We start from the raw sequence: 11,383 nt of genomic DNA on the forward strand, positions 1-11,383 counted from the left end.
ACTCAATTTGCTGCTAGAAAGTTCAAAAATTACCTTATCATTTTTGCAATGCAGAAGAAAATCCAGATGATATCTAGAAGGCATGGACCTGTTTTCCCTTCTGTCGCCGCAAGAGCTGTTACTTGCCATCGCCGTCGCCTTTGCCGCCGGATGGGTCAAGGGCATGGTTGGATTTGCCATGCCCATGGTGTTTGTATCTGGCCTGAATTCGTTTCTGCCACCGGATCTGACCCTGGCAGGGCTTATTCTGCCGACCCTTGTCACCAACGGCGTTCAGGCTTTTCGCGGGGGCGCCAGCGCCGCACTCAGCTCTATTCGACGATTTCGGGTGTTCCTGGTCGTTGGCGGTATTTTTCTGGTGCTGAGCGCACAGCTGGTTACGCTGGTGCCCGGCTCGGTCTTCCTGCTGCTGATCGGTGCATTCGTGTCCTTCTTCGCCCTTGTGCAGGTTCTGGGCGTCAGGCTGGTGCTACATCATCCATCAACCGGTGTTGAGGCTATTGTTGGCGGCGTCGCCGGGTTCGTGGGCGGCATGTCGGGCATCTGGGGTCCCCCCACAGTTGCTTATCTGACGGCTTTGAATACCCCGAAGGCCGAGCAGATCCGAATTCAGGGCGTCATCTATGGATTGGGGGCGGTCATGTTACTGGCCGCGCATGTCTGGTCCGGTTTTCTGCGGGTGCAAACGGTTCCGTTTTCAGTAATACTGATCTTTCCTGCCATGCTTGGCATGTGGGTTGGTTTGAAATTGCAGGATCGCATCGATCAGGCCAGCTTTCGCAAGGCGACGCTGTTCGTTTTACTGGTAGCGGGATTGAACCTGCTGCGGCGTGGCCTGATGGGCTGAGGTGCTAGCCCGGTCGCCTGTCTGCAAACCGGAACGCGAAATACAGACCCAGCATCAGAAAGAACAGGCCCGAGATGTCGCCGATAAGGAAGGCGATGTACTCAACCGTTGCACTGCCAAAGACCAGATTGGTCAGGCCAGAGACCAAAATGGATGTGGCTATGCCCACGCCCATAACGCAAATCCAGCAGGGTTTGCGGTTCGGGTTGGGGAACAGGTCCCATCCGACGGCCTTGAGCAGATAGAAAACCGCAGGAACTGTCAGAACCGCGACAGCAATTGCCAGCAGGCGGGTGGGCAGGAAAACATCCGTTCCCGCCAGATAAGCAAAGACGATGAACACACCCGGCAGCAACGCAAATACTGCGCGCCACCCCAGCAACCAGGCCGACAGAACCCGCACGCCATGCGGCAAAAACAGCAGGCTCGCCCGGCTTGGGTATTCCGGAAAAAACACGTTCTGCATTGGCATAAGCACGGCGAAGGTCAGTATCGACGCCAGCACATAAGCCAGTGAAGCCGCAAGGGTGTCAGTCGCCCAGCCGCGCATTGCGATCACATCACCGTGCGCGCACGGGGCGCGTCATCTGGGGGCATGAACGATGTACCGCCCGCGGTTGGCGCTGCCGCTTTGCGAAAGATAGCCTTTTTCGACCAGCGATTTCAGCGCGCGGAAAAAAGTTGGGCGTGAAATGCTTTGGACCAAAGTATGCTCGATCAAACCGAACGTACGCACTTCCTGAGTGGATTTTGAAAGCTCTTCCGCGGCGTAATAGATGTCGCGCTCAACCGGAGATAGTTTTTCCAGCCCAAGCGTCCGCTCCATGCTTTGCATCAATTTGCGTAGTTCGGTGAGTTTCGAGATTTCCGTCATGGTGTTACCTGTAGTTTTCTGTGCCAACCGCCGCATGTCCGCGACCATTTGAACCACACTGATAGCAATACCAACCAGCCAGTCCCATGTTGACACTCATCCCCGTTTACTTAGACTAGAAGCCTGATTAGGTTGCTCAATCCAGCGTTGTGAGTGTGCGCATATGAGCTTCCATAAAGTCCTTTCAGTCAGTGCCCGGCGCGAATGTGCCGGGCTTTTTCGTCTCAACAGTAAATATGCCTAGCGCAGATCGCACTTTGAAACAACGCACTTGTATGTGCTTTTAGCGACATACAACTATAAGATGAGTATTCGGCGGACAGCAAAAAAGCTACGGATCGGCAAAAAGAAAGGGGCCTGACGGCCCCTTTTTCGTTTATCCGATTGCGACGGCTTTGATGTCGTCGTCAATGAACGGCAGATACTGCTCAAAGTTCTCGGCAAACATCTGCACCAGTTTCTCGGCCTGCTTGTCGAATGCGGCCTGATCATCCCAGGTCCGACGCGGGTCAAGCAGAACTTCGGGGACGCCCGGGACAGAGACGGGAACGTCAAAGCCGAAATTGGCGTCCTTGCGGAACTCGGCGTCGCGCAGTGAACCATCCAGCGCTGCGGTCAGCAGGGCGCGGGTGGCCTTGATCGGCATCCGGCTGCCGACACCATAGGCGCCACCGGTCCAGCCTGTATTGACCAGCCAGCAGGTCGCGCCGTGCTGGGCGATCTTGTCGCGCAGCAGGTTTCCGTAGACTTCCGGGCGACGCGGCATGAACGGCGCACCAAAGCAGGTCGAGAAGGTGGGTTGCGGTTCTGTAACGCCACGCTCGGTCCCCGCCACCTTTGACGTGAAGCCCGACAGGAAGTGATACATTGCCTGTGCAGGCGTCAGCCGCGCGATCGGAGGCAGTACACCAAAGGCATCGCAGGTCAGCATGATGATGTTCTTAGGATGACCACCCAGCGCGCTTTTGGAGGCGTTCGAGATATACTCAAGCGGATAGGCGCAACGCATGTTCGCTGTCAGCGAGTCGTCGTCGAAATCCAGTTTCTTGGTCTCGGGGTCAAAGACCATGTTTTCGATCACTGTGCCGAATTTCGAGGTGGTCGCATAAATTTCCGGCTCGGCTTCGGCGTTCAGGTTGATGGTCTTGGCATAGCAGCCGCCTTCGAAGTTGAAGGTGCCCCGATCTGACCAGCCGTGCTCGTCATCTCCGATCAGCGTGCGCGAAGGATCAGCGGACAGGGTTGTCTTGCCGGTGCCGGACAGACCAAAGAACACGGCGGTATCGACCGCGTTTCCGACAGCATGGTTGGCCGAGCAGTGCATCGGCATCACGCCTTTTTCCGGCAGCATGTAGTTCAGCAGGGTAAAGACGGATTTCTTGTTCTCACCCGCGTATTCGGTGCCGCCGATCAGAATCAGCTTGCGGTCGAAGTTCAGCGCAATAACCGTCTCGCTACGGCAGTTATGTTTGGCCGGGTCAGCCTGAAAGCTGGGGCAGTTGATGATGGTGAAGTCCGCGGTGAACTCGTCCAGATCCTCGCGATCCGGGCGACGCAGCAGGTGACGGATGAACAGGTTGTGCCAGGCAAGCTCGGTCACCATGCGCACGTTGATCGCGTAGGTCGGATCGGCACCACCGACGAGATCCTGCACGAAATAGTCGCGGCCTTTCATATGGGCCAGCATGTCTTGGTAGAGGGCGTCAAATCCCTCGGGGGTCATCTCGGCATTGTTTTCCCACCAGACAGTGTCAGCCACGCTGCTGGTTTTGACGACGTGCTTGTCCTTGGGCGATCGACCGGTGAACTTGCCAGTGGTGACCAGAAAGGCACCGCCATTCCCAAGTGTACCTTCGCCGCGCTTCAGCGCTTCTTCGATCAGCGCCGGTTCCATGAAGTTATAATAGACATTGCCCAGACCCTCGATGCCCTGATCCTCGAGGCGGAATTGCGGGTTAACCCGTCCAGATGTCATGTGTGTCTTCTCCTGTGGCGGCGCGGGGGCTTTGGGCCCTGAGGCGCCTTTGGGGCAGTGTACCGGGAAAACCGGCGGTTGGGCGCGTCTTACCACGGTCGTTCAGGACATGAACAGGCGGGTTTGACGCAGTTAGCGCAACCAAGTTCGGGTTTAGCGCCATCACAAATTCAATGACCGAGAACCGGGCATATTTTTGCGGGCATAAAGGCAAATTTGCCGCAGACCTGCCGCAACAAAGGCACGATTCGCAGTTACGGATTGATTCGGCGTCTTAAAACCGCCAACAATGCCTTACAAATAAGCGAATTATTGCGCGAGTGAGCAGGAATAGGGGTGAGCCCGATGTCAAAGATTGCACTTGTGGATGACGATAGAAACATTCTGACGTCTGTATCCATGACACTCGAAGCCGAAGGTTTCGAGGTTGAAACTTATAATGATGGCCAGGCCGCGTTGGATGCGTTCAACAAAAAGCTGCCTGATATGGCCGTACTCGATATAAAGATGCCGCGAATGGATGGCATGGATCTGCTGCAACGGCTGCGTCAGAAAACGCAGATGCCGGTGATTTTTCTGACCTCGAAAGATGATGAAATCGACGAGGTTCTGGGTCTGCGCATGGGCGCGGATGACTATGTGAAAAAGCCCTTCTCGCAACGGTTGCTGGTTGAGCGCATCCGCGCTCTGCTGCGTCGGCAAGAAGCAACAAGCGGCGACGCGATTGCGGCCAATAGCAACGACACAAAGGTTATGGAACGCGGCGACTTGCGGATGGACCCGCTGCGCCATGCGGTCAGCTGGAAAGGGAATGATGTATCCCTGACCGTGACCGAATTCCTGCTTCTTCAGGCACTTGCCCAGCGTCCGGGTTTCGTCAAAAGCCGCGACCAGCTGATGGATGTGGCCTATGATGATCAGGTTTATGTGGATGACCGGACGATCGACAGCCACATCAAGCGTCTGCGCAAGAAGATGCGCGCGGCTGATCCCGAGTTTTCGGCGATCGAAACCCTTTATGGTATCGGTTATCGGTACAACGAAGAATAGGCGCCACGCCAGCAAGGGGTAATGGGCTCTCGTGCGCGACACCGAAGCAGCCAGCGAACTACGTGACGGTGACGTCGTACTCGGGGATGACTGGGTCATTCCCGACGATACCGAGTCAGCGGAACTGAGGGAAAAGCGGTCCCAGAGAAACCTGTTTTCTCTGCGAGGCTCGCCTTTGGCGCGCAAGATCATCACCTTCAACCTGATCGCGCTGGTGATCCTGGTTACAGGATTGCTGTATCTGGACGATTCGCGGAAAGAGACGGTTCAGCAGACGGCGCGCAATCTGCTTGGCGATGCGCAGCTGGTCAGCAACGTCTTTGAAACCCAGCTGCGCCAGGGTGCGCAGCACACCGCGCAGGATGCTGGCAACCTCGACGTCAGAGATACGCTGTCAGGTTTGACACTTCCTGAAGGCGGCGAAGTCTTTGTCTATGACGCCAGTGGCACCCTGATTGGCTGGACACGCGGTGCCCCGCAAGTGTCGGCCATGCCGGTTCTTCTGCAATCCAATTCCGAGGTGCAAACCGGCAGCACGGTGATCAGCGACACGTTGAACGCGGTCTGGATCGGTGTGTCGAACCTTCTCAACTGGTCGACCGAGGTCGAGGCACCGACTCTGGCACAGCGGGTGCAGGGAATTATCCCACAGGCGCTGGCAGGTCAAAGGCAGGTTCAGGCAGTTCAGGACGCCGCAGGTGAGACCGTGATCGTAGCTGCTGCTCCGATTCTTTACGAGGATACCCCTGCCGGAGCAGTTGCCATCACAGGCCCCGCCGGTGAGATCGACGCACTGGCCCGCCGTGAGCAGGAGCGCATTCTGCAAATGTTCGTGGTGGCTTTGCTGGTTTCGGTGGGCCTGAGCCTTGTGCTGGCTTCGACCATCGCCAACCCATTGGCGGACCTGGCCGCAGCGGCCGAAATGGGTAAGGATCGGGGCACAGGGGTCAATCCGGGGCGCATTCGCATCCCTGATCTAAGCGCCCGTCCGGATGAAATCGGTCGCCTCAGCCGCGCTTTACGGGGCATGGTGACTGCTCTGTATAATCGGATCGACGCAAACGAACAGTTCGCCGCTGATGTCGCCCATGAAATCAAGAACCCCTTGGCCAGCCTGCAATCCGCTGTTGGCACGCTTCGCATGGTCAAGCGCGAAGATCAGCGCGACAAGCTGCTGGGTGTAATCGAACATGACGTTCGGCGCCTGGACCGGCTGGTCAGCGACATCTCGAACGCGTCACGTCTTGATGCGGAACTGGTTAAGGAAGAAGAGCAGCCCTTTGATCTGCTCAAGCTGATTGGCAATATCGGTCAATATCTGGGTGAGGACGCGCGGTCCAAGGGGATTGACTATATCACCGATCTGCCATCCGAACCGATTGTCATTAACGGGCTTGAGGCACGGCTGGCGCAGGTATTCGTCAATCTGATCACCAATGCCATTTCCTTCTGTGAAGAAAGTGATGCCATCCGCGTCTGGGTCCGTCAGCGAGACAACCGTGTTCTAGTCGTGGTCGAAGACACCGGGCCGGGTATTCCGGAACAGGCCTTGACCAAAGTGTTCAAGCGTTTCTATTCGCAACGCCCGGCAGAGCATTTCGGCAACAATTCGGGGCTTGGTCTGGCCATCTCGAAACAGATTGTCGAAGCTCATGGCGGCGTAATCTGGGCTGAGAATATCCGCCCGACCGAAGCGGATATTACGTCAGACCCGCTAGGGGCACGCTTTGTGGTGGGGTTACCTGTATAACTCATGCAAGCAGGTTCTCTGTCAGACGCCAAAGACCGGGACAGCGCTTGTGTTCATGCCTCATGCGTAACAGTTGCCGGGCGCGGGCTGTTGATCGTCGGTGCCTCGGGCGCGGGAAAATCGGCATTGGCATTGCAGATGATGGCCTATGGGGCGGGTCTGGTCGCGGATGATCGGGTCGACCTGTCAAGGCGGGACCATCAGGTCATTGCCGCCGCCGTGCCGCAGATACAGGGTTTGATCGAGGCCCGTCACATTGGTTTGATCAAAGCGGATGTATTCGGACCGGTCCCCTTGGACTATGTTGTGGATCTGGATCAAAACGAGCCACAAAGGTTACCTGCCGAGGCGACAATCGTGCTGCTGGGGCAAACTGTTCCCTTGCTTCGCGGGGCGGGCGTGCCCAACTTGGCCGCAGCGTTGATGCAGCTTCTGAAGAATGGGCGTGTACACCCGGAATGGCCGAACAAATGACAGAGCAACGGCGGATCGTGCTGGTAACAGGCCCATCAGGGGCCGGAAGATCCACAGCCATTCATGTACTGGAAGACCTGGGTTTTGAGGCCATCGACAATCTGCCGATGGGCCTGCTGCTGCGCCTGCTGGACAGCGCGGACAGCGACCGCCCAATGGCGCTTGGCATTGACGCCCGAAATCGCGATTTCTCGACAATCGGGTTTATCGAACTGGCCGAAAGCCTGGGCCGCATGGCGCGGGTGGATTTGACCGTTCTGTATCTGGATTGCAGTGATGACGTATTGGTGCGCCGGTTTTCGGAAACCCGCAGGCGGCATCCCGTCGCCAAAGATGCCAGCCCTGAGACCGGTGTTCAGCGCGAAAAAGAGCTGCTGGCCCCCATACGCGAGATTGCAGATACCCTGATCGATACAAGCCAACTGAACGTGCACCAGTTACGGGAAGAAGTTGAAAACTGGTTTGCGCCCCAGGGGGGGCGACATCTGGCAGTTTCAATCGAGTCGTTTTCGTACAAGCGGGGCCTTCCGCGTGGGCTGGACATGGTCTTTGATTGCCGGTTTCTGGCGAACCCCTATTGGCGCCCCGAGTTGCGGGCGGCGGATGGGCGACACTCGGACGTTGCGCGCTATGTCCAATCGGATAAGAATTACGAACCCTTTCTTGGACGGGTGATGGATTTGCTAACCTTGTTGCTGCCGGCCTTTCGGGCCGAAGGAAAAGCACATCTGTCGGTGGCTTTCGGATGCACGGGTGGGCAACACAGATCCGTCGCAATGGCAGAAGCCGTTGCAAAGGCCCTTGCAGAGGATGGGCAGCAGGTGGCAATTAGGCATCGCGAGATGGAACGTCGGTCGTTGAATGTGAGGTCGGATTGATCGGAATTGTGATCGTTGCGCATGGCGGTTTGGCCCAGGAATACCTGGCCGCCACACAGCATGTGGTCGGGCCGCAGCCCGGCCTTGTGGCCATTGCGATCGAACCTGACCACGACAGGGATGAAAAACAGGCGGAAATCTGTCGTGCGGCTGACGCAGTGGATATGGGCGACGGTGTTGTCGTTGTAACCGACCTGTTCGGCGGCAGCCCTTCAAATCTCAGCCTGCGGGCCTGCGCCCCTCAGGATCGGCGGATATTGTATGGGGCAAACCTGCCAATGCTCATTAAATTGGCCAAAAGCCGCCACTTACCCGTTGGTGATGCTGTCCGTCAGGCAATGGAAGCTGGACGCAAATACATCAATGCGCAAAATGTGACATTGGACTAAAATCGGATTGATGAATATGACCACCCGAAGCCTGAAAATTATCAATGAAAAAGGTCTGCATGCCCGCGCATCTGCGAAGCTGGTCGAGGTTGTGGAAGGTTTCGACGCGCATGCCGAGGTGTCGAAGGACGGAATTTCTGCGTCAGGCGACAGTATTATGGGCCTTTTGATGTTGGCAGCATCACGTGGAACAACTATTGACGTCGAGACCTCCGGACCGGATGCTGAAGCATTGGCAGAAGCTCTGGAAGCGCTTGTGAACGACAAGTTCGGAGAGGGGTTCTAAGCTGCCCTTACCGGGACAGGAAGAACGGGAAGACCAGGAATTGGCGGAAACGACGCACGAGACCAAGACACGCCCGGTGGTGGATGGGACCGCAGATCAGGGCGAGATCTACGACCGTAGAACTCTGACCTATGCGAACTCGTTCGACGATGCCTGGACTTCGACGGCCATTCGCGCCATCGAATGGTGCACGGGCAAGCTGACCATTCTGCGGATGGTCAACAAATTCGAGAAAAAGAACGAATTTTACCGGGGCCAGCGGTTCTGGGGCGGCGCGCTTGAGGTGATGGGGATTGACCTGACCACACCGCAAGAACAGATTGCCCGTATTCCAAAATCCGGCCCCGTCGTTGTCGTTGCCAACCACCCTCACGGAATGGTGGACGGTATGATTCTGGCCGAGTTGATAGGGCGGATCCGCAGTGATTATCGCATTCTGACCCGCTCGGTCCTGACGGGTCTTGATGAGGCCGCGACGTCTTTCATGATCCCGGTTCCGTTTCCGCATGACCCCGAAGCGCAGGCCAAGATGCTGGAAATGCGTGGCAAGGCGATGGACCATCTGAAAGACGGCGGTGTCGTGGCGCTGTTCCCGTCCGGTGTCGTCATGTCTTCGGATGACTGGTTTGGCCCCGCGGTCGAGCGCGAGTGGAATGTGTTCACCGCAAAAATGATCCGCCGTTCAGGCGCGCGTGTGGTGCCGATTTTCTTTCCCGGCAGCAACTCGCGCTGGTACCAGATCGCCAACAAACTGTCGCCGATCCTGCGGCAAGGCTTGTTGCTGCATGAAATCGTCCGCTCGTGCAAAAAACCGCAATCGCCGGTCATTGGTGATCCGATCTCGGATCAGGACATGGAACAGTTGGAGAGAGACCCGCGTGGTTTCATGACCTGGCTCAGAAACCATACACTGTCGCTGGGCAAGTCAGGCAAGTCCTGACCCGTGTTTTCATCTGACCTGTACCGTACCGGGCACGGGCGGTTTACTTAACGTGTCGGAACCGGCACCTCGCCGCGATAGTCATAGAAACCGCGTTGCGTCTTGCGCCCCAGCCATCCGGCCTCGACATATTTGGTCAATAGCGGGCAGGGGCGATACTTTGTATCAGCCAGACCATCATGCAAGACGTTCATGATGGCAAGACATGTGTCCAGCCCGATGAAATCCGCCAGTTCCAACGGCCCCATGGGGTGATTCGCACCCAGTTTCATCGATTGGTCGATGGATTGGACGCTTCCGACACCTTCATACAGCGTATAAACGGCTTCGTTGATCATCGGCATCAGGATGCGGTTAACGATGAAAGCCGGGAAATCTTCGGCGCTGGCAGCTGTTTTGCCCAACCGGTCCACGACCGCCTTGCAGGCTTTGAAGGTTTCCTCATCTGTTGCGATACCGCGGATCAGTTCCACCAATTGCATGATCGGAACCGGGTTCATGAAGTGGAAACCCATGAAACGTTCGGGCCGGTCGGTACGGCTGGCCAGACGCGTGATGGAAATGGACGACGTATTCGACGTCAGGATCGTATGCGGCAGGAGGTGCGGTTGCAGATCTTCGAAAATGGCCTGTTTGACCGTTTCCCGCTCGGTTGCGGCTTCGATCACCAGATCGGTCTGTCCCAGCTGCGGCAATTCAAGGGTGGTCGTAATACGCTTCAGGGCCGCCTGCATCGCATCGTCAGTGATCTTGCCACGTGATGCCTGACGCGCCATGTTGCCTTCGATCGTGGCCATTGCGCTGTTCAACGCATCCTGACTGACATCATTCAGCAAGACATCGTATTCCGCCAAAGCCAGAACATGGGCAATGCCGTTGCCCATCTGACCCGCGCCAATCACCCCGACCGATTTAACTTCCATGTTCAGCTGCCTTTGCCCTGGAGGATACCGGGACAGTATCGGCAGACCGGGGCGGGCGGCAAGAGGATCGAACCGGTCAATTTTGCTTCAAATGCGCGCATTAGGAGATTCTCAATACCTAAGGCCGCAAATTGGCAATTGGGTGAAAATTTGGGGGGCTTGGTATGAGCTTTCATCGTGTAAGCAACGGCACAGAGGCCGCGTGCCAATATGCAGGATCAAATCTTTGGTTTCGGTCGCCGCCCGGAAATCTTGATACGCCTTATGTGGCCTGCCTGGGTGGAGAAGAGACGTTTGGCCGGTTCGTGGAATATCCGTACCCGGCATTGCTTGCAAAAAGGTTGCCGAAACCTTGTATCAATTTTGGTAACCTTTTTTGCGGGGCTGACGCGTTGCTTGCCGATCCGGGGGTATTAAACCTTGTCAACGGATCGGACCGTTGTGTGCTGCAAGTGCTGGACGTGCCCTGCCAGTCGAACAGATTCTATCGCGTGCACCCGCGTCGGAATGATCGGTTTCTTGAACCTTCGCGCGATCTGCTGGATCTTTATCCCGAGGTCGATTTCACGGAAATCCACTTTGTCAGGCATTTGCTGGAACGGTTGCGGGCCACAAAGGACGCGCGCTTTGAGGTTGTGGCGCAGGAGTTGCGAGAGACATGGTTGCGCAACACATCCGAGCTGATACGCCGGATCAAGTCGGGGGTTGTTCTTCTCTGGCTGCATATACAGCGACAGGAGGACCGGCATCGCGATCTTGTCCTGCCCGACGCTGACATGATCGAACAGGTTCGACAGCTATGTGCCGATGTCGTGGAATGCTCGGTCAGTGTGTCCTCCTTGTCAGACGAGATCGAGGACGTGTTGTTCGGGGCGCTGCAACAGCCTGTGGCCGAGCATATGCTTGGCCCCTCGGCGCATAGGGAGATTGCTTTGAAGCTTGAGGTGGCTTTGAGGGGATTGAATTGAAAAAGGCCCGCTTGGTGGCGGGCCTTTGG

At 56.7% G+C, this 11,383-nt stretch carries 13 protein-coding genes; 9 read left to right on the forward strand and 4 right to left on the reverse strand.

The window, feature by feature from the left end; all coding sequences use genetic code 11:
• Positions 1–82: 82 nt before the first annotated feature.
• Positions 83–847: a sulfite exporter TauE/SafE family protein gene (locus tag ACR0CE_RS12160; RefSeq protein WP_480483751.1), complete on the forward strand. Its 765-nt coding sequence runs from the start codon at positions 83–85 to the stop codon at positions 845–847.
• Positions 848–851: 4 nt separating this feature from the next.
• On the opposite strand, the gene ACR0CE_RS12165 is transcribed toward ACR0CE_RS12160, so the two are convergent.
• The 3 genes from ACR0CE_RS12165 to ACR0CE_RS12175 all read right to left on the reverse strand — a co-directional run bounded on the left by ACR0CE_RS12165 (position 852) and on the right by ACR0CE_RS12175 (position 3,696).
• On the reverse strand, positions 852–1,397 hold the full coding sequence (locus ACR0CE_RS12165) for a hypothetical protein (RefSeq protein ID WP_267364195.1): 546 nt from the start codon (positions 1,395–1,397) through the stop codon (positions 852–854).
• Between the two features lie 33 nt (positions 1,398–1,430).
• Positions 1,431–1,817 carry a hypothetical protein gene (locus tag ACR0CE_RS12170; protein WP_480483750.1) on the reverse strand — a complete coding sequence of 129 codons (387 nt, stop codon included), beginning with the start codon at positions 1,815–1,817 and terminating at the stop codon, positions 1,431–1,433.
• A 280-nt stretch (positions 1,818–2,097) separates the two neighbouring features.
• A complete protein-coding gene (locus ACR0CE_RS12175) occupies positions 2,098–3,696 on the reverse strand; it encodes a phosphoenolpyruvate carboxykinase (protein WP_480832637.1) in 1,599 nt (532 codons plus the stop codon).
• Between the two features lie 345 nt (positions 3,697–4,041).
• Between ACR0CE_RS12175 and ACR0CE_RS12180 the strand changes: the two genes are divergently transcribed.
• The 7 genes from ACR0CE_RS12180 to ACR0CE_RS12210 are packed head-to-tail and all read left to right on the forward strand — an operon-like array spanning position 4,042 to position 9,463.
• The gene (locus ACR0CE_RS12180) at positions 4,042–4,746 is read left to right on the forward strand and encodes a response regulator transcription factor (RefSeq protein ID WP_267364197.1); all 705 of its coding nucleotides are present in this window, start codon (positions 4,042–4,044) and stop codon (positions 4,744–4,746) included.
• Positions 4,747–4,777: 31 nt separating this feature from the next.
• Complete coding sequence (locus ACR0CE_RS12185) at positions 4,778–6,496, forward strand: ATP-binding protein (RefSeq protein WP_480832638.1); 1,719 nt, start codon at positions 4,778–4,780, stop codon at positions 6,494–6,496.
• Between the two features lie 3 nt (positions 6,497–6,499).
• Positions 6,500–6,970: an HPr kinase/phosphorylase gene (locus ACR0CE_RS12190; protein WP_480832640.1), complete on the forward strand. Its 471-nt coding sequence runs from the start codon at positions 6,500–6,502 to the stop codon at positions 6,968–6,970.
• Positions 6,967–7,848: an RNase adapter RapZ gene (gene rapZ / locus ACR0CE_RS12195; protein ID WP_480487121.1), complete on the forward strand. Its 882-nt coding sequence runs from the start codon at positions 6,967–6,969 to the stop codon at positions 7,846–7,848. Before ACR0CE_RS12190 ends, rapZ begins: the two co-directional genes overlap by 4 nt.
• Entirely contained in the window at positions 7,845–8,237 is a 393-nt protein-coding gene (locus tag ACR0CE_RS12200) for a PTS sugar transporter subunit IIA (RefSeq protein WP_267364203.1), read from the forward strand. The genes rapZ and ACR0CE_RS12200 overlap by 4 nt, the downstream gene beginning before the upstream one ends.
• Before the next feature lie 16 nt (positions 8,238–8,253).
• Positions 8,254–8,523: an HPr family phosphocarrier protein gene (locus ACR0CE_RS12205; RefSeq protein ID WP_209506323.1), complete on the forward strand. Its 270-nt coding sequence runs from the start codon at positions 8,254–8,256 to the stop codon at positions 8,521–8,523.
• Between the two features lie 40 nt (positions 8,524–8,563).
• Positions 8,564–9,463 carry a lysophospholipid acyltransferase family protein gene (locus ACR0CE_RS12210; protein ID WP_480494611.1) on the forward strand — a complete coding sequence of 300 codons (900 nt, stop codon included), beginning with the start codon at positions 8,564–8,566 and terminating at the stop codon, positions 9,461–9,463.
• Between the two features lie 47 nt (positions 9,464–9,510).
• Here the strand turns inward: ACR0CE_RS12210 and ACR0CE_RS12215 are convergent, their stop codons facing one another.
• On the reverse strand, positions 9,511–10,386 hold the full coding sequence (locus tag ACR0CE_RS12215; protein ID WP_209506328.1) for a 3-hydroxybutyryl-CoA dehydrogenase: 876 nt from the start codon (positions 10,384–10,386) through the stop codon (positions 9,511–9,513).
• 164 nt (positions 10,387–10,550) lie between these two features.
• Here ACR0CE_RS12215 and ACR0CE_RS12220 point away from each other — a divergent pair, with 164 nt between their 5' ends.
• On the forward strand, positions 10,551–11,354 hold the full coding sequence (locus ACR0CE_RS12220) for a DUF6473 family protein (protein WP_480623487.1): 804 nt from the start codon (positions 10,551–10,553) through the stop codon (positions 11,352–11,354).
• Positions 11,355–11,383: the final 29 nt, after the last annotated feature.

It is taken from the genome of Ruegeria sp. L11 (genome assembly GCF_056531755.1).

What these genes read in the sequence shown, in the direction of transcription:
- ACR0CE_RS12165 (WP_267364195.1), bottom strand. Translation starts at nt 1,397, where the DNA reads ATGCGCGGCTGGGCGACTGACACCCTTGCGGCTTCACTGGCTTATGTG.
- ACR0CE_RS12160 (WP_480483751.1), top strand. Translation starts at nt 83, where the DNA reads ATGGACCTGTTTTCCCTTCTGTCGCCGCAAGAGCTGTTACTTGCCATC.
- ACR0CE_RS12190 (WP_480832640.1), top strand. Translation starts at nt 6,500, where the DNA reads ATGCAAGCAGGTTCTCTGTCAGACGCCAAAGACCGGGACAGCGCTTGT.
- ACR0CE_RS12205 (WP_209506323.1), top strand. Translation starts at nt 8,254, where the DNA reads ATGACCACCCGAAGCCTGAAAATTATCAATGAAAAAGGTCTGCATGCC.
- ACR0CE_RS12220 (WP_480623487.1), top strand. Translation starts at nt 10,551, where the DNA reads ATGAGCTTTCATCGTGTAAGCAACGGCACAGAGGCCGCGTGCCAATAT.
- ACR0CE_RS12215 (WP_209506328.1), bottom strand. Translation starts at nt 10,386, where the DNA reads ATGGAAGTTAAATCGGTCGGGGTGATTGGCGCGGGTCAGATGGGCAAC.
- rapZ (WP_480487121.1), top strand. Translation starts at nt 6,967, where the DNA reads ATGACAGAGCAACGGCGGATCGTGCTGGTAACAGGCCCATCAGGGGCC.
- ACR0CE_RS12180 (WP_267364197.1), top strand. Translation starts at nt 4,042, where the DNA reads ATGTCAAAGATTGCACTTGTGGATGACGATAGAAACATTCTGACGTCT.
- ACR0CE_RS12175 (WP_480832637.1), bottom strand. Translation starts at nt 3,696, where the DNA reads ATGACATCTGGACGGGTTAACCCGCAATTCCGCCTCGAGGATCAGGGC.